Origin of the sequence: Pseudomonas sp. GWSMS-1 (genome assembly GCF_049847425.1) — a bacterium.
GTDB lineage: Bacteria > Pseudomonadota > Gammaproteobacteria > Pseudomonadales > Pseudomonadaceae > Aquipseudomonas.
In genome coordinates, this window is sequence record NZ_JBMHHV010000005.1 from 240,640 (window position 1) to 257,536 (window position 16,897).

Annotated in this window: 18 protein-coding genes; 5 read left to right on the forward strand and 13 right to left on the reverse strand. The window is 60.3% G+C overall.

Features of this window, described 5'->3' with window-relative positions:
• The first annotated feature begins 59 nt into the window (after positions 1-59).
• The gene (locus ACEPAJ_RS04445; RefSeq protein WP_425913763.1) at positions 60-1,310 is read left to right on the forward strand and encodes an ammonium transporter; all 1,251 of its coding nucleotides are present in this window, start codon (positions 60-62) and stop codon (positions 1,308-1,310) included.
• Positions 1,311-1,371: 61 nt separating this feature from the next.
• Here the strand turns inward: ACEPAJ_RS04445 and ACEPAJ_RS04450 are convergent, their stop codons facing one another.
• Complete coding sequence (locus ACEPAJ_RS04450; protein ID WP_223181899.1) at positions 1,372-3,216, reverse strand: hypothetical protein; 1,845 nt, start codon at positions 3,214-3,216, stop codon at positions 1,372-1,374.
• Between the two features lie 316 nt (positions 3,217-3,532).
• Here ACEPAJ_RS04450 and sutA point away from each other — a divergent pair, with 316 nt between their 5' ends.
• Positions 3,533-3,862 (forward strand): transcriptional regulator SutA, encoded by a 330-nt coding sequence (gene sutA, locus ACEPAJ_RS04455; protein WP_425913765.1) that lies wholly within the window; start codon positions 3,533-3,535, stop codon positions 3,860-3,862.
• 250 nt (positions 3,863-4,112) lie between these two features.
• On the opposite strand, the gene ACEPAJ_RS04460 is transcribed toward sutA, so the two are convergent.
• The 6 genes from ACEPAJ_RS04460 to lptM are packed head-to-tail and all read right to left on the reverse strand — an operon-like array spanning position 4,113 to position 8,687.
• A complete protein-coding gene (locus ACEPAJ_RS04460) occupies positions 4,113-4,808 on the reverse strand; it encodes an HAD family hydrolase (protein WP_425913767.1) in 696 nt (231 codons plus the stop codon).
• Positions 4,805-5,701: a tyrosine recombinase XerC gene (gene xerC, locus ACEPAJ_RS04465; protein ID WP_425913768.1), complete on the reverse strand. Its 897-nt coding sequence runs from the start codon at positions 5,699-5,701 to the stop codon at positions 4,805-4,807. Before xerC ends, ACEPAJ_RS04460 begins: the two co-directional genes overlap by 4 nt.
• Positions 5,702-5,733: 32 nt before the next feature.
• Positions 5,734-6,432, reverse strand: coding sequence for a DUF484 family protein (locus ACEPAJ_RS04470; RefSeq protein WP_274088203.1), 699 nt, complete (start codon positions 6,430-6,432; stop codon positions 5,734-5,736).
• Positions 6,429-7,259, reverse strand: coding sequence for a diaminopimelate epimerase (dapF, locus tag ACEPAJ_RS04475; protein WP_425913770.1), 831 nt, complete (start codon positions 7,257-7,259; stop codon positions 6,429-6,431). The genes ACEPAJ_RS04470 and dapF overlap by 4 nt, the downstream gene beginning before the upstream one ends.
• A gap of 12 nt (positions 7,260-7,271) precedes the next feature.
• The gene (gene lysA, locus ACEPAJ_RS04480) at positions 7,272-8,525 is read right to left on the reverse strand and encodes a diaminopimelate decarboxylase (RefSeq protein WP_425913772.1); all 1,254 of its coding nucleotides are present in this window, start codon (positions 8,523-8,525) and stop codon (positions 7,272-7,274) included.
• Between the two features lie 9 nt (positions 8,526-8,534).
• A complete protein-coding gene (gene lptM / locus ACEPAJ_RS04485; protein WP_274088206.1) occupies positions 8,535-8,687 on the reverse strand; it encodes an LPS translocon maturation chaperone LptM in 153 nt (50 codons plus the stop codon).
• A gap of 422 nt (positions 8,688-9,109) precedes the next feature.
• Between lptM and cyaY the strand changes: the two genes are divergently transcribed.
• The 3 genes from cyaY to rnk all read left to right on the forward strand — a co-directional run bounded on the left by cyaY (position 9,110) and on the right by rnk (position 10,157).
• Positions 9,110-9,442 (forward strand): iron donor protein CyaY, encoded by a 333-nt coding sequence (gene cyaY, locus ACEPAJ_RS04490; RefSeq protein ID WP_425913774.1) that lies wholly within the window; start codon positions 9,110-9,112, stop codon positions 9,440-9,442.
• Between the two features lie 4 nt (positions 9,443-9,446).
• Positions 9,447-9,629, forward strand: a complete 183-nt coding sequence (locus tag ACEPAJ_RS04495) for a DUF1289 domain-containing protein (RefSeq protein ID WP_425917935.1) — start codon at positions 9,447-9,449, stop codon at positions 9,627-9,629.
• A gap of 117 nt (positions 9,630-9,746) precedes the next feature.
• Positions 9,747-10,157, forward strand: coding sequence for a nucleoside diphosphate kinase regulator (gene rnk / locus ACEPAJ_RS04500; protein ID WP_425913775.1), 411 nt, complete (start codon positions 9,747-9,749; stop codon positions 10,155-10,157).
• 9 nt (positions 10,158-10,166) lie between these two features.
• Here rnk and ACEPAJ_RS04505 read toward each other — a convergent pair whose 3' ends face one another.
• The 6 genes from ACEPAJ_RS04505 to argH all read right to left on the reverse strand — a co-directional run bounded on the left by ACEPAJ_RS04505 (position 10,167) and on the right by argH (position 16,805).
• Positions 10,167-13,097 carry a class I adenylate cyclase gene (locus tag ACEPAJ_RS04505; protein ID WP_425913777.1) on the reverse strand — a complete coding sequence of 977 codons (2,931 nt, stop codon included), beginning with the start codon at positions 13,095-13,097 and terminating at the stop codon, positions 10,167-10,169.
• Positions 13,098-13,323: 226 nt separating this feature from the next.
• A complete protein-coding gene (locus tag ACEPAJ_RS04510) occupies positions 13,324-13,578 on the reverse strand; it encodes a TIGR02647 family protein (RefSeq protein WP_274088210.1) in 255 nt (84 codons plus the stop codon).
• Entirely contained in the window at positions 13,575-14,366 is a 792-nt protein-coding gene (locus tag ACEPAJ_RS04515) for a substrate-binding periplasmic protein (protein WP_425913779.1), read from the reverse strand. The genes ACEPAJ_RS04510 and ACEPAJ_RS04515 overlap by 4 nt, the downstream gene beginning before the upstream one ends.
• Before the next feature lie 110 nt (positions 14,367-14,476).
• Positions 14,477-14,743, reverse strand: a complete 267-nt coding sequence (locus tag ACEPAJ_RS04520) for a hypothetical protein (RefSeq protein ID WP_274088212.1) — start codon at positions 14,741-14,743, stop codon at positions 14,477-14,479.
• 22 nt (positions 14,744-14,765) lie between these two features.
• Positions 14,766-15,245, reverse strand: a complete 480-nt coding sequence (locus ACEPAJ_RS04525; RefSeq protein WP_425917937.1) for a GNAT family N-acetyltransferase — start codon at positions 15,243-15,245, stop codon at positions 14,766-14,768.
• Positions 15,246-15,410: 165 nt separating this feature from the next.
• Entirely contained in the window at positions 15,411-16,805 is a 1,395-nt protein-coding gene (gene argH, locus ACEPAJ_RS04530) for an argininosuccinate lyase (protein ID WP_425913780.1), read from the reverse strand.
• Between the last annotated feature and the right edge of the window lie 92 nt (positions 16,806-16,897).

Here is a 16,897-nt window from a genome sequence, read left to right on the forward strand (position 1 = left end):
CGCCAACCCGGACGCCTTAACCGAATAGCGCTAAAAAGCGTAACGGCAAGAGGTGAACCATGGACAACACAGCATTGACTGCACTGCAGTACGGTTTTGATACCTTCTACTTTTTGGTTTGCGGCGCTCTGGTGATGTGGATGGCAGCGGGTTTTGCCATGCTCGAATCCGGTCTGGTGCGCGCCAAAAACACCACTGAAATTCTCACCAAGAACATCGCCCTGTACGCAGTCGCGAGCATCATGTACCTGGTGATCGGCTACCACATCATGTACTCCAGCCCGGAAGGCGGCATCCTGCCAAGCTTCGGCTTCCTGCTCGGTGACGAAAACAGCGTTGAGTCGGTTCTGGCCGGCGGTGACGACGCGCCTTACTACTCGGCGCGTTCGGACTTCTTCTTCCAGGTGGTGTTTGCTGCGACCTGCATGTCGATCGTTTCCGGTGCTGTGGCTGAGCGCATGAAGCTGTTTGCCTTCCTGGCATTCGCTGTGGTGATGACCGGTTTCATCTACCCGGTACAGGGCTTCTGGAAATGGGGTTCGGGCTTCCTCAACGAAGCCGGCTTCCTCGACTTCGCCGGTTCCGGTGTGGTGCACATGGCCGGCGCAACTGCCGCCCTGGCTGGCGTACTGCTGCTCGGTGCACGTAAAGGCAAGTACGGCCCGAATGGCCAGGTTAACGCCATTCCGGGTGCCAACCTGCCGATGGCAGCGCTGGGTACCTTCATCCTGTGGATGGGCTGGTTCGGCTTCAACGGTGGCTCGCAGCTGAAGATGAGCACCATCGAAGACGCCAACGCCGTGGCCAACGTGTTCGTTAACACCAACATGGCCGCTGCCGGTGGCCTGATCGCGGCACTGATCGTGGCACGCATCCTGTTCGGCAAAGCTGACCTGACCATGGCCCTCAACGGTGCCTTGGCTGGCCTGGTGGCAATCACTGCCGAACCGCTGACCCCAACTGCCCTGCAGGCCACCCTGATCGGTGGTGTAGGTGGTGTACTGGTGGTCTTCGCGATTCTGGGTCTGGACAAGCTCAAGCTCGACGATCCAGTCGGCGCCATCTCGGTGCACGGCGTGGTCGGTATCTGGGGCCTGCTGGCGGTTTGCCTGACCAATAGCGACGCTACTTTGGGCGCACAGCTGCTCGGTATCGGTTCAATCTTCGCCTGGGTCTTCGTCTGCAGCCTGATCGTCTGGTCCATCATCAAGCTGGTGATGGGGCTGCGCGTCAGTGAAGAAGAAGAATACGAAGGTGTGGATATCGCCGAGTGCGGTATGGAAGCCTACCCGGAATTCACCAAGCGTTAATTCCTGCTGGGTTTGAACAAGGGCGCCTGATGGCGAGCCGTTCGCTTAATCTGTTGAAAACCTAAGGCCCGGTGAAGTACAGGATATCCTCGTATTTCACTGGGCCTTTGGCTAATCCAAGGCGCATAGCCGGTGTTTTCTTGTCCTTACCGCCCTTCAGCACGTAGTTCTGTACCACTCGCAGGATATCGAGCAGCTTTTGAACCTGATTTGGGCTGTACGGCGCGTAACCACTCCAGACCCGTCCAGTATTCGATTGGGATGAAATGCCCCGTTCCAGGAGCGACTGACGCCGCCTAACTCGGTTGAAGTACGAATCGACACCGTGCAGGCTGGCTCTGTTGTAAAGCCAAGCTGCGTGATCAGGCTCAAGGTCACCTAGGTCGGTCAGATGGCATAAGGCCTTTTCAGGCTCGTTCATCGTTGCCAGCGGGTGAAACACCCAGCGATCCTTCCATTTTCCGATGAGCTTTGCCTCCTCGATACGCTGCTTGAGCAGCATCAAGACGGCCTCTCGCTTGTTCAAGCCGAGATTCTCTTTCATCACCTTGGCGATAGCCTTATTCGACTCATTGATCAGCCTGCGCTTCTGATCCACGGTCATCATCTTGTTGATCCTCACGTAAAAGGCATCGACTCGACGGGATTTGATTCCTTCTTGGAACGCTGCCAAGCATGCCGCCCGCATCCCCGAGTCCTGGTCGAGAAAGAACCTGAGCTTTTCGACACTGGCCAGCAGGTGACGCAAATACAGGAAGTGGCCGTACAGGGTGTACTCGGAATGAGTTTGCATGCCCCGATCCGGCAGCTTTTCGTCTTTGGTAGGCTCATCCGAGATTTCGACATCCTCTCGCTTCTCAGAGCTGGAGTAGGTCGCAGCGATATCACCTTCCAGGCTGCCAGATGCCTTGGATTTCTTCGATGCAGCCATGGAAGCTAAATAGTCAGAGGCCATCCAGAGCCTTGCATACTTACGGTGAGGAGTCGGCAGGTTGATGTCGGCGATCTGCTTGGCATCCTCCTCAATGGCCTCTGGATCAAGTCGAGGGTCGAAATTGAGATGCATGGCGAAAATGTACTGACTGGTGTTATCGGCTGACGCAACAGCCGAAACCACCGTGTTACGCCGATCATCACGCCGAGACCAGTTGATCACGTAATCCTGGCGATCCACGCTGATGTACAGGCGACGAATGGGCATATCAGGAAGTTTCGACTCCCGCTCACTGGCGAAGGCCAAACACTGCCGATGGATAAAGTCGATCTTGTCGTAGACCGTTTGCAGGGCGATTTCTTCAATTTCGGCAATCCTGCGCACTGGCACCTTGTTGACGATTAGCTTGAAGATGCTCTTGTTCTTGTGAGTCAGGCGCTGGCGGCTGGTTGATTTACTGGCAACGGAAAAGGTTTTGCCGCATGGCTTGCCATCTACCGTGCCTTTGCAGAGGTAACGTTGGCTGCCCGTACTGGTCACCCCAAATGCAGAGTAGAAGGCCTTACCGCTGGAGACTGGCATTGCATGATTGGAACAACCGTCAACCGGGCAGCAAGATTGCACCGTGGCTTCAACCAAGAAAGCCAACATCCGCTCTAGCTCTTCATGGATACCTTTGTTACTTTTCAGGGGAAAGCTTTCGTTGCAGCTATAGCAATAACCAACCGGCAAGCCTTTTCCTGAGGCTGCGATTCGGTATGGATTTTGGGAACGAGAAAGCTTGTCGCCTACTGGCGAACCAAAATTCGCGCAAATTGGATTTTTGCAGAAATTGACCTGAATGCCCTGATGGGCTGCGGGTGAGCGCTGCTTGCGAGCAGCTTGTGCACCATCTGCGTCAGCGAGGGGATTTTTCGCCTTGGCCGTATCCGCTGATTCGACTGCTTGGCCTTGGGAAGATTTCTTCCCCATGGCTGTCTCCTGAAAAGATGAGGTGCATAGCCTCATACAAGACCATGCACCTCAAAATTTCAACAGATTAAGCGAACGGCTCGGCCTGATGGCGCCCTTTGTTTTTTCTGTGGGCCGTAAAAGTCTGCTGTTTTTAAGCACGCGCGCGGTTGTGATCAGGCAGCAACAGACCCTAAAATGCGCGCCGTTGAGTGCCGCTCGCCGATGCGTAGCGCTCAGCCCAGGCAAGACCACTGGATTTTTTATCAGCGACGTTAGAAAGCTGACGCCGCTGGGCTATAACTACTCTGCTTTTCGCAAGTCATGAGGTTGGAACATGAGCGACGATGATCTGGAAAACGACGAATTAGAAAGCGCTGACGAAGACGAAGGTGAGGAGCTGGCCACCGCTGATGATGGCGATGTCAGCGATGACGACGACGGCGACGATGAAGTTGTAGTCGCCAGCAAGCCTAAAAAAGCCAAGGCTGCTGTCTCGGTAGACGATCTGCCGAGCGTTGAAGCCAAGCAGAAAGACCGTGATGCCCTGGCCCGCGCCATGGAAGAGTTTCTCTCGCGTGGCGGCAAGGTGCAGGAGGTCGAGGCGAATGTGGTCTCCGACCCGCCCAAGAAGCCCGAAGGCAAATACGGCAGCCGCCCTATCTAAGCGCCTGCAGTAAACCCGAAAAGCCCACAGGCCATAAGCCTGTGGGCTTTTTTGTGGGTGCTCGGGTCGTAGGCAGGCTTAGCCGCGGTGGCGATCTTTGGCAAAGGCGTATTTCTGGGGCGGTGTCACCCATCACTGCTGCGTGTCTGCCGGAGAGCTGTTGGGTTACGCGGCACCTGAATCGGTGGCGTGCACGCGCTGGGGATGGCCGCTAACCCAACCTAAACCTTGCGCCCTATATGCTCGCCGCTCAGCTCCAGCTGTGCAGCAAGGCCGGCAATTCTGCCAAGCTGCGGATCTGCCCATCCGGGTGATTGTCGGCCTCCCAGGGTTTGCCCTGGGGGTTGAACCAGATGGCGCGCAGACCCGCCGCCTGAGCCCCGGCAATATCATCGCTGGGATGGTCGCCAATATGCAACGCGTGTTCGGCGGCAATGCCGGCGCGCTTCAGGGCTTCTGTGAACGGTTTAGGGTCGGGTTTGCCGACGCCCAACTCTTCGGCGCAGAGGGCGAATTGAAAGTAGTCCGCCAGGCCGAGGCGGCGCACATCGGCGTTACCGTTGGTGATGACCCCAAGCTGAAAGCGATTGGCCAGGGCTTCAAGTGTGGGGTGCACCTCAGCGAACAGTTCGACCTGATGGCGCGCCGCGAGAAAGATCTGAAAGCCGGCTTCGGCCAGCGCCTGTGCCTCGCTGTGCGGGTAACCCGCGTCTGCCAGGGCATGCAGGAGGATGCGCCGACGCAGCTCGCTGAGGCGGTGCTTGAGCATCGGTTCGGCCAGCAGCAGGCTGGCACGAATTGACCACAGATGCTCCACCGGCACAGCGCCGAGGCGCGGCGCGTGCAGAGCCAGCCAGTTGCGCAGCGCCGCCTCAGCGTCCTGCATCACCGGCGTGACATCCCACAGCGTGTCGTCGAGGTCGAATGTGATCAGCTGAATACTCATTCTGTACTGCCTTTGCGTTTGGCCCGTGGGTGAGCCTGGTCATAGACCGTAGCCAGGTGCTGGAAATCCAGGTGGGTGTATATCTGGGTGGTGGCGATGTCAGCATGGCCGAGCAGTTCCTGCACCGCGCGCAAGTCTTGGGACGACTCCAGCATATGGCTGGCGAAGCTGTGACGCAGCATATGCGGATGCAGGTGCTGGCCCAGCTCGCGCACGCCTGCCTGGCGTACGCGCAGCTGCACTGCACGCGGGCCAATGCGCCGGCCTTGCTGGCTGATAAACACAGCGCCATCGGCAGGCTTGGCCAGGGCCCGTAACGGCAACCATTGCTCCATGGCCTGACGTGCCATGCGGCCAATGGGCAGCTCGCGGGTTTTGTTGCCTTTACCGGTGACGCGTACCAGACCGGCAGGCAGGTCGAGGCCGTCCAGGTTGAGGCTGACCAGCTCCGACAGGCGCAAGCCGGAGGAATAGAACAGCTCCAGCATGGCCTGGTCGCGCAGGGCGATAAAGTCGTCTTCCAGGGCGCCGTCGAGCAGTTGTGCCGTGCGGTCGGCGTCCAGGGTTTTCGGTAGGCGGCGTTCGCCTTTGGGCGGCATCAGGCCGCTGGCGGGGTCGCTTTCGCAGTGGCCTTCGCGAATCAGGTAACGGTACAGGCCGCGGGTCGCGGAAAGCAGGCGCGCCAAGCTGCGGCTGGATTGCCCTTGCATGTGCAGGCGTCCGACCATGCGCCGCAGTCGCGCGCTGTCGAGCGCAGACCAGCGGTCAATGTGCTCGGGCGCACACAACGCCAAGAGCGTGCTCAGGTCGTGCCGATAGCCGATCAGGGTGTGCGAGGAGAGCTGGCGCTCACTGCGCAGATGTTCGAGGTAGGCGTCCAGGAGGTCTTGCATGGAGGCTCCCTGCGGTGCGGTCGCTGCGTCGGTTAACGCACCGAGCGCAAGGGTGTGGCAAAACCGGGCACGACACGGGCCAGGACTTCGGCGATATAGCCGAGAAATAGGGTGCCCAGCGAGCTTTTGTAATGCTGTGGATCGCTGCTGCCAATCGCCAGCACACCATGCAGGCCTTGATGAGTGATGCTGACCACCGCAGCCGAGCCGACCTGTTTGCCGTCCTTGCTGCCGAATAGGAAATTCAACTCATGCTCACGCAGTACGCCGCAGATGGTCTTGCCGCCCGCCAGCAGGCTGCCGACAGCCTGGTGCGCTTCGGCGCTGCTGACTGAACGGCCAACGGGTAACGGCGCTTCACTGAACAGGATCAGACTAACGAAGGGCACCTGAAACTCGCTGCGCAGGCTGTCTTCCACGCAGCTGACCACTTCTTCCAGGCTGTTGGCGTCGAGCAGGTCGAGCACCAGGCGGCGGGTCTTGTCGAACAGGCGGTCGTTGTCGCGGGCCACATCCATCAATTGCGAGAGGCGCTGACGCATTTCGATATTGCGCTCGCGCAGCAGCTTCACCTGGCGCTCGACCAGCGACACGGTGTCGCCACGTTGGTGCGGGATACGCAGCTCGGGGATCAACTCGTCGTGATCGATAAAGAACTCCGGATGCAGGCGCAGGTAGGCGGCAACTGTCTCCGAATCCAGTGGCTTGGGTGAATCCTGCTTATCGGTCATAGACGAACCTGTCCTTCGTACACGCGTACAGCGGGGCCGGTCATCATAACGGGCTGGCCCGGGCCTGCCCATTCAATGCTCAGTTTGCCGCCGGGCAACTCAATCTGCACCGGCGAGTCCATCCAGCCCTGGCTGATCGCCGCTACCGCCGCGGCGCAGGCACCGGTGCCGCAGGCCTGGGTTTCCCCGGCGCCACGCTCCCACACGCGCAGCTTGGCGCGGTGACGGTCAAGCACTTGCAGGAAGCCAACATTAACCCGTTGCGGGAAGCGCGGGTGGTGTTCGAGCTTCGGCCCCAGGCTGTGCACCGGCGCGCTATCGACGCTGTCGACGCGCAGCACGGCATGCGGGTTACCCATGGACACCGCGGCCAACTCAACGGTCTGCCCGTCGACGGCAACGCTGTAGCTCAACGCCTGCTGTTCGGCCTGGAAGGGGATGTCCGCCGGGACCAGGCGCGGTGCCCCCATGTTGACGCTGATCTGCCCGTCGCTGCGCACGTCCAGCTCGATAATGCCGCCCTTGGTTTCCACGCGGATCTGTTTTTTCACCGTCAGGCGCTTGTCCAGCACGAAGCGGGCGAAGCAGCGCGCGCCGTTGCCGCACTGCTCCACTTCCGAGCCGTCGGCATTGAAGATGCGGTAACGGAAGTCCACGTCCGGGTTGCTCGGCGGCTCGACCAGCAGCAGCTGATCGAAGCCCACGCCGGTGTGGCGATCGCCCCATTGCTTGGCGTTTTTCGGCTGTATGTGCGCGTGCTGGCTGATCAGGTCAAGGACCATGAAGTCATTGCCGAGGCCGTGCATCTTGGTAAAACGCAATAACATGAACTCGTCCTTTTAGCTCGCGGGCGGCAGGCAGTGTTCGCCTGCAAAAAGCTCGCTGAGCGTCTCGCGACGACGCACTTCGAAGACCTGTTCGCCATCCACCATCACCTCGGCGGCGCGGCCGCGGGTGTTGTAGTTGGAACTCATGACAAAGCCATAAGCACCGGCTGAGCACACGGCCAGCAGGTCGCCTTCGGCCAGGGCCAGCTCGCGGTCCTTGGCGAGGAAATCGCCGGTTTCGCAAATCGGCCCGACGATGTCGTAATTGCGCGTCGCACCGGCACGCGGCTGCACGGCGATCACATCCATCCAAGCTTGGTACAGCGCTGGGCGGATCAGGTCGTTCATCGCCGCGTCGACGATGGCAAAGTCTTTGTGCTCGGTGTGCTTGAGGTATTCGACCTGGGTCAGCAATACGCCGGCGTTGGCGACAATCGAGCGGCCTGGCTCGAATACCAGCTTCAACTCACGCCCGGCAATGCGCTCACGTACCGCTTTTATGTAATCGCCGGCCAGCGGTGGCTGTTCGTCGCGGTACTGCACGCCGAGGCCGCCGCCCAAGTCCAGGTGCTTGATCTGGATGCCTTGACCGGCCAGGTTGTCGATCAGTGCGAGCAGGCGGTCGAGGGCATCGAGGAACGGTGGCAGCGTGGTCAGTTGCGAGCCGATATGGCAATCGACGCCCACCACCTGCAGGTTTGGCAGCGCTGCGGCGCGGGCGTATACGGCCGGGGCATCGCTGATGGCGATACCAAATTTGTTCTCTTTCAGCCCGGTGGAAATGTACGGGTGCGTACCCGCGTCCACATCCGGGTTGACCCGCAGCGAGATGGCCGCAGTCTGGCCCAGTTCAGCAGCCACCACTTGCAGGCGTTCCAGCTCGTCAGTGGACTCGACGTTGAAGCAGTGCACGCCGACTTCCAGGGCGCGACGCATGTCGTCGCGGCTCTTGCCGACACCGGAGAAGACGATCTTGTTCGCGTCGCCACCGGCGGCCAATACACGCTCCAGTTCGCCACGGGAGACGATGTCAAAACCAGCGCCAAGGCGCGCCAGGACATTCAGCACACCGATATTGGAGTTGGCTTTGACGGCGAAGCAGACCAGATGCGGCATGCCCTGCAGGGCATCAGCATAGGCGCGGTACTGGGCTTCGATATGTGCACGGGAATAGACGTAAGTCGGCGTGCCGAAGCGTTGGGCGATGGCGGACAACGCCACCCCTTCCGCGAACAGCGTACCGTCGCGGTAGTTGAAGGCGTTCATGCGCTGTCCTTATTCGGTTTGTGCAGGTTCAGTAGCGGGTTCCGCCTGTGCGGCCACGGACGCGCTTTCTTCCGGCAGGAACAGCGGGCCTTTCTGGCCGCAGCCAGCGAGCAGTGAGCTGATAGCAACCACGGTGAAGAGGGCAGTAAACAACCGCTTCATGATGAAATCCCTGTAAAAAGCATGATTGCGCCGGAGTATACCGAGCCCCCGACGCCTTGCCTATGCGCCAGGGGTCCCGTCTGGCGCGGCCTTGCTTGTTGCGTGGGAGAGAGTGCTCGGCACCCGTTATCAGGCGCCTGGATAGACAGCTCCATAGTCGTGAACCGTTCGGCTTGCGTCGCCTGCTGGCAAGGTTTGCTCGATTACCTGGGGCGTTTGCCAATGAGTCCGCGTACCCTGCTGCGGCGTTTGCGCGAGGCCGGGTTATCCTTCAATCCGTTCACCCCTGTGGCGCAAGCGTTGGCTGTTACTATGCTGCGCTGCGTTTCTCACCTACTGGCGCCTTGCCTAACCGCCGCGCTTTCATAGCACTCGCGATCCAAGGCTTTTTGTAGTCGCTGAATTTTTTGAGGTATGTCGTAATGAGTTTGACCGAAGCCCGCTTTCACGATCTGGTCGATGCCACCCAACAGGCGGTGGAAGATATTTTCGATGACTGCGACCTGGACCTTGATCTGGAAAACTCGGCCGGGGTGCTGACCGTACGTTTCGAGAACGGCACGCAGTTGATCTTCAGCCGCCAGGAGCCCCTGCGTCAGCTCTGGCTGGCGGCACGTTCCGGTGGCTTCCATTTCGATTACGACCCGGCCAGCGAGCGCTGGATCTGCGACAGCAGCGACGAGCAGCTGGGCGAAATGCTGGTACGTATCACGCTTGAGCAATCGGGTGCCGACCTTGAGTTCGAAGAACTCTGAGGCGATGGGCGAGCAGGTCGCATCGCCCTGCCGCCGCCAGTGCTGCCTGGATGAGCAGGATATCTGCCTGGGTTGTGGCCGTACGCTGCAGGACATTCTCGACTGGAGCAAGGCCGATCGGCTGCGCCAGCGCGCGATCTGCGCGGCGGCTGAGGCACGCTTGCAGCGGCGCAGCGAGAACCCTTGACCGGGCGGTCTTGTTTATTTGAGTGGCTGTGGTACGGTCAGCAAAATCTTGCAAAACCCCGTCTTCGTGATGGGGTTTTGCTTTTTTCACGATCCGTAAAGGGGATATACCCGCACCATGACCAGCACCTCTTCGCTCACCATCACCCGTCTTGACCTGCAGCGCTTGGAGCATCTGCTCGACAGTCTCGACGATTTCGGCCCCAATGCCGTCGCGTTGCAGGCCGAACTTGATCGTGCCGATGTGGTGGGTCATGACGAAGTGCCGGCCGGGGTAGTGACCATGAATTCGCGGGTGCATTGCCGCGAAGAAAGCAGTGGTAAGGATTACCACCTGACCTTGGTCTACCCGCAGGACGCGGGTGGCGAAGGCTGTGTGTCGGTGCTGGCGCCGGTTGGCACAGCCCTGCTCGGCCTGTCTGTGGGTCAGCATATCGACTGGGTTACGCCCAGCGGCAAAGTGCTCAAGCTGACCCTGCTGGCGGTGGAATACCAGCCGGAAGCGGCGGGCGAATATAACCGCGCCTAACCAACGAACTCAGGCTTTCTGCAGGGCCTGATTGAGTGCCGCTTCCAGGCGGCTCTTGTAGCGCAGGTAATGCACGCTCTGCATATGCCCCTCGCCGAGCACGGCTGATAGATCCAGGTCGGTGATGTAGCAGGGGTAGCGCGCGCTATCACGGCGTTGCGCGAGGATGTGCTGGGCGACGGCGGCGAACAAGTCGCCGGCGTATTCCAATTCAGAAAACTCCCGGTGGTTACAGTACAGCGTGACGTGCGTGCGCTTGTGGCCTGCCATCCCTGGCGACCACCCTGTGGGCCGTCGCTTCGCGACATCAAAAATCTCTCCCGGAGATTTTTTGCTATCGCCTGGCTCGACAATGGCTTGCACGTCATAAAACGGGTGGCTGATCGGTGACAGCGGCGGCGCTCGCCGCTCCAGACGCTGCGCGCGTAACGGCGCATCCGGCAGCACTTGGTAATAGAGAATCTCCAGCGGCTGATGTGCTGGCAGGTTATCCAGCGGCAGCAGGGCGTTGCGCCGGTACAGCACTGATTGCAGAAAGCGTTGCAGTGGGGTCAGCAGGCTTTGTTCGTCACGGTACGGCATCTGCTGACGCCATAGCGCGTTGTGCTCATCGAGCACGCTCAGCTCGGCCGTGGCGCTGGCTTCGTTCAGCCGGTAGAACACTTGGATGCACTGCGGCCGCCCCAAGGGCAGGATCAGCGCCAGGTCTTCACCTTCCAAGGCGCTGCGGTCCAGGTGCAAATCGCTGTAGCCGGGCAGCTCTTCGCCCAAGTGTTCGATCAATGTGGGCAGGTCTTTTAGGCTGCTGTGGCTGACGTGGCCGGGCTTCAGTTCGAGTAAGTGATACTGCTGTTTGATTTGCAGCAGGTAGCGGTTGGCCTGTTGGCTGCTGAAGCTGGCAAGGGTTTCGCGGAACAGCTCCTCGACCCGTTCGGCTATCGCCGTGGCGCGGTTGCGGCAGAAGCAGCGCACCTGCAAATTAGGTTTTTGGCCGCTGGCTGGCAGGGCGTTGAGGAAGTCGCGCAGGCAGTCGAGCAGTGCCGTCGGGCCGTCATAACGGGTGACCAGTAACTCGTTCCAGCTGTTCAGGGTGATTTGGTCGAGGGTCAGAATCAGGTTCTCACGCACCCCGGAATAGCCCAGCGCATCGGTGCGCTCGCTGGTCATGTGCATGTTCATCTGGCTGAACTGTTTCAGCGGGTCGATACCGACGTTGATCAGCAGCAGCACCTCTTTGGGCACACTGGCACTGAGCAGGGCGGCTTCGTCGACCGCGGGCAGCGGCAGCGGTATGACCTGTTGCAGGCTGCTGAGTAGATTGGACAGCTCATACTCAGTCAGGTCGCTGCTACCAGGGTGCAGCGACAGCCGCGTGCTGTTGTCGATCACGCCGTTGCGCTGGCACCAGGCGAGCAGCTCGATCAGCTCGCGCGAGCGTTTGAGCGGCGAGAAATCTGCCAGGTCTTGTGCGTTAACACTGCCACTGTAGAGCGCCCAGAGGGTTTCATTGGGTTCATCCGGGCTGGGGCTCTGCGCCAGGGTCAGGGTGTCTTCGCCGAGGTCTGGGGCGATGCCGGGGTTGATAAATTCGATCTTGCCGGCCTTACGCTCGAAGGCGGCATACAGGCGGCGACCGAGAATGCCCAGATCGCGGCTGTTGAGTGAGCTACCCACGTCTGCGTTACGGGCGAATTGCGAGAGAAAACGGTAGCTGTAGGTCAGCTCATTAACCAGCATGCGCCGCTCGGCGCTGACCTGGCGCACCTTCCATTGGCTGCGGCTGTCGAGCATGGCCAGTTGGCGGCTGTCCCAGTTCCAGTCGCCGGTCAGGCGTTCGAGCAGCAGGCGTTGCCAGCTCTTGCGGTTGTGGCGCGGTGGGCGGCTGAGCTTTTTATCGACCTTGAGGTACAGGCAGCGGCGGATCAGCTCCAGGCGTTCATGCTCGCCACGGGTCTTGAGGTACTCCTCCAGGCGACGGTAGACGACGATATAGGGGTCGAGCTCGTCGACATCCAGGCGGTTGGCGAATACTGCTTGCTTGAAGCGCAGCGCCAGGCATTCAACCTTTGGGTGTTCGCTGGCATAGACCTCGGTCAGCAGCAGCTTAAGCACCGACTTATAGGGTGACTCGATGCCCTTAAACAGTTGCCACATGCCCGCGCCGATAAACTCTTCAGGCGGAATGCGTGCCAGGTGGCCGAGGTCGATGACGTCTTCGGCGCGGACAAAGCGCTTGGCCAGCAAGGTGTCGGTGTAGTGCTGGTAACGCTGTTCTTCATACACCGGCACCAGCCACCACAGTGGCGTGCGTCCACCGAGCCAGATCGCAGTGCGGTAGAACTCGTCGAGCAGCAGGTAGTGCTGGGTCGTGCCGCAGTCATCCGAGGTCAGTTGCGCTTCGCGCTCGCCCTGAGTGAAGCGCGCGGGGTCGATTAAAAAGAAGTGCGCCTCGGCACCAAAGGTGGCGGCCCAGCTTTCCAGTAGTGCGCATTTCTTCCCCAGCTCAAGCACTTGTTGCGCACTAAGGTCACTGGCGTGGCACACCCACAGGTCCATGTCGCTCTGCTCGGCCTGGGCCACGGTACCCAGGCTGCCCATCAGAAACAGACCATGGATCGGCAGGGCCTGCTTACCGCGATACGGCTTGTAGGCAAATGAGCGGGTCAGGCGCTGCACTTCAGACAGTAGCTCGTCATCCGGCTCGAAGCCGCTAAGGCCGGCCGGGGTTAGCGCGGACACATAGCCAGGCAGCAATGGATGGTTGACGTGGAGCAGCAGCGGCAGCAGTTTCAGCACCAGTTGTTGGCGCGTTGATAAAGCCTGCATGGCGCGCTGCAGGCGGCCTTGATTCACGTGGAGGAAGCGTGCGCGTAGCTGCGTCAGGACCTTACGATCGATACCCTCTTCAATGTCCGGGCGAATTTCCTGGGTGCGACTCATGCTCATGCTCACTGGGAATCTGGGGCAAGCCTATCAGCTGCTCCCGTACTTGGAACCTGTTGAAACAAGGTGTGTGCCGTCCGGTTGGGGCGCTCAGGCGCAGCACGTGGGCTGGTGGTACGCCTGAGAACAACTGCCTAGCAGTATTGGGCCGTGGGGCGCGATGTGCAGCACAAGGCAGAGGGTCTGCTGCCATATCGCCCGGCGCGTACGTGGCTGAAGTGGCTTATGTCAGTAAGGCGGCTTTGGGTGACAGGATGGTCAGCAGGCCCTGGGTATGTTCGGCCGCATCAATGCCCAGGCTGGTCAGGTAGCCACCGTCTGCCTCGCTGATCAGGCCTTTCTCATGCAGGCGAGTAATCGCCTTCTGGGCTTTGATCGAAGCATTGTTGTGTACTTTGAGTCCTTCCAGGTGGTTGCTCAGGTTGTACAAGGCGAGTATTTCCAGTTCGTCGATCAGGTCAGAAGTAAATGCGTTCATGGTGACTCCGTCTTGTTGTCGTGGCTGTCCAGCAGTGTAGTGGTGTGCGCTGCAGCTTGCCGAGCCGGTAACTGCCAGCGCTCAAGAATTTTCTGATAGGTGCCGTCGCTTCTTATCTGCCGCATACCCAACTCAAAGCGCTGCAGCAGTGCTGGGGCCTCTGGGTGGTGGCGGGAGAAGGTCAGGTAGAGCTGCGGCTGGTGGACGGTGGCCAGGGCGACGAAGTGATTGGCCAGCTGCGGATGTTGCTGGATCAGTGCCTGGGTGGTGCCGCGAAATGCGACCACGTAATCGACCCGGTCACGCTGCAGCATGAGAAAACCATTGAGGTCACGGCGCACCGGTACGCGCTGGATGTCCTGGCGGGCGTCAAAATGCGCGCCGTAGGTGTAGCCGATGGTTACCGCCACTCGCTTGCCGGCGAGGTCATCAAGGTTATCCAGGGGTGGGGCGCCGTTGCGCGCCCAGAGCAGGATGTCATCACTGAACAGCATTTCCTGTGGCAAGAGGAATTGCGCTTCGATGCGTGGATTTGGGGTGGTGTTGAAACACGCCACCAGGCTGCCGGTGCGGGCCAGTTCCATGCAGCGCGGATAAGGGTAAGAGGCGAGCTCGATCGGCGTGTCGCTGCTGTCGAAGGCTGCGCGCACAATGTCTGCTGACATACCCACGATCTGCCCATCACGCCAAGCGGTGTAGGGATACCAGTCGTCCTCTGCACCAATGCGCGGGAGCTCGGCCGCCGTGATCGCGGGTGGGGTCAGTGAGCAGAGCAAGATGAGCAACATGCCGCTTCGCTCAAGCCAATGCATCATCGGTGCTGCGCCTTGTGGGGTCAGATTGTCCGACAGTAACAACCTGCTAGCCCGTTTGAACAGTGCCCTGGGTCAAGTGCGCTTCAGTTTTGTGCTGGTAACTCGGGCAGGGCGCGCAGGCCTTGCTCGTAACGGGCGAGGTCAAAGGCGCGGTCATCACGCAACATCACCTCGATTTCATCGGCCAACACCAGCGCCATCAACTCGATGATTGCCTCACGCTCATAGCCGACCAGGGTCAACTTGTTCAGCACGGCTTGGACGAAGGCTGGCTCGCCCGCTTCGAGTTGGTTCTCAATGGCCTGGGTCAGGGTGTCCTCGGCAAACGCTTCGTCGTCTTGCTCGCTCATTTTGTGCTCCGAAAGGGGTGGTCTAACTCTGGGCAAAGTTCAACAAGGCTTGGCCAGTCAGGCGGTAGGTGGTCCATTCGTCTTGGGGCTTGGCGCCGAAGGACTCATAAAACTCAATAGCGGGGGTGTTCCAGTCCAGTACGGCCCACTCCAGACGGCCGCACCCTTTGCTCACGGCCAGTTGTGCGAGGTGCCGGAGCAATGCCTTGCCAGCGCCGATTTTGCGGTGGTCGGGGCTGACGTACAGGTCTTCGAGGTAGATTCCGTGCTTGCCTAGCCAGGTCGAATAGCTGAAAAAATATACGGCATAGCCAACCGGCACGCCGTCCTGCTCGCAAATCAGCGCGTGCGACGTGCTGTCAGGGCCAAACAAACTGGCCTGGATGCCGGCCACATCGGTTTTCACCTCGTGTTCGGCTTTCTCATAGATCGCCAGGTCGGTGATAAAGCGCAAGATCAGGGCCGCGTCTTCGACGGTTGCGGGGCGGATGTGCAGGGCCATGGTGGTGTTCTCAACGGGCAGCGGATTGTGCTCATCCAGGAGACAAATGGTGCAGAGCCCTTCTGCCTCCTGGGTGCCTTCGATGTAGCGCACACGACGGCTTGCTGAGTTTCGATCAGCGGAGAAGCGAAATCGTGGGCGCTTTGTATCGGTCATGGGAGGGGCTTACCGCTCAGCCAGCAGGGCTTTGCCACGCACCACGGCGGCGCGTACCTGATTCGGTGCGGTGCCGCCGATATGGTCGCGGGCATTCACCGAGCCTTCCAGGGTCAGTACGGCGAACACGTCCTGCTCGATCTGCTCGCTGAACTGCCGCAGCTCTTCCAGGCTCATTTCCGCCAGGTCCTTACCGCTGTCCACGCCGTATTTCACTGCGTGGCCGACGATCTCGTGGCAGTCACGGAACGGCAGGCCACGGCGCACCAGGTAATCGGCGAGGTCGGTGGCGGTGGAGAAACCGCGCAGCGCCGCTTCACGCATGATCGCGTGTTTGGGTTTGATCGCCGGGATCATGTCGGCGAAGGCGCGCAGCGAGTCGCGTAGGGTGTCGGCGGCGTCGAACAGCGGCTCTTTGTCTTCCTGGTTGTCCTTGTTGTAGGCCAGCGGTTGGCCTTTCATCAGGGTCAGCAGGCCCATCAACGCGCCGAATACACGGCCGGTTTTGCCGCGTACCAGCTCCGGCACGTCAGGGTTTTTCTTTTGCGGCATGATCGAGCTGCCGGTGCAGAAGCGATCCGGCAGGTCGATGAACTGGAACTGCGCGCTGGTCCACAGCACCAGCTCTTCGGAGAAGCGCGACAGGTGCATCATGGCAATCGAGGCTGCGGCGCAGAATTCGATGGCAAAGTCGCGATCCGACACGCCGTCCAGCGAGTTGCCGCCGACTGCGTCGAAGCCCAGCAGCTGCGCGGTGACTTCGCGCTGAATCGGATAGGTGGTGCCGGCCAGCGCGGCCGAGCCGAGGGGCATACGGTTGGTGCGCTTGCGGCAGTCGACCAGGCGCTCGTAGTCGCGGCTGAGCATCTCAAACCAGGCCAGCAGGTGATGGCCGAAGGTCACGGGCTGCGCAGTTTGCAGGTGGGTGAAGCCCGGCATTATGGTCTCGGCTTCGCGCTCGGCCTGCTCCAGCAGGCCCTGTTGCAGGCGGGTGATTTCGCCGAGGATCAGGTCAATTTCGTCACGCAGCCACAGGCGAATGTCCGTCGCGACTTGGTCGTTGCGACTGCGCCCGGTGTGCAGTTTTTTGCCGGTGACGCCGATGCGGTCGGTCAGGCGCGCTTCGATGTTCATGTGCACGTCTTCCAGGTCGACGCGCCAGTCGAACTGACCCGCCTCGATTTCGCCCTGGATCTGCTTCAGGCCTTCGATGATGGCGTCACGCTCTCCATCGCTGAGTACGCCGACCTTGGCCAGCATGGTGGCGTGGGCGATGGAGCCCATGATGTCGTGGCGATACAGGCGCTTGTCGAATTCGACGGAGGCGGTAAAACGGGCAACAAAGGCGTCGACGGGCTCGCTGAAGCGGCCGCCCCAGGATTGGTTGGTTTTTTCAGTGCTCATGGGCTTCGCTCGCTGGTGCGCTAAAACGGGCTGGCCACACGTGGCGGCCGGCAAGACGGAAAAGTGTGCCGATAATAACAGGCTGGCCGGTA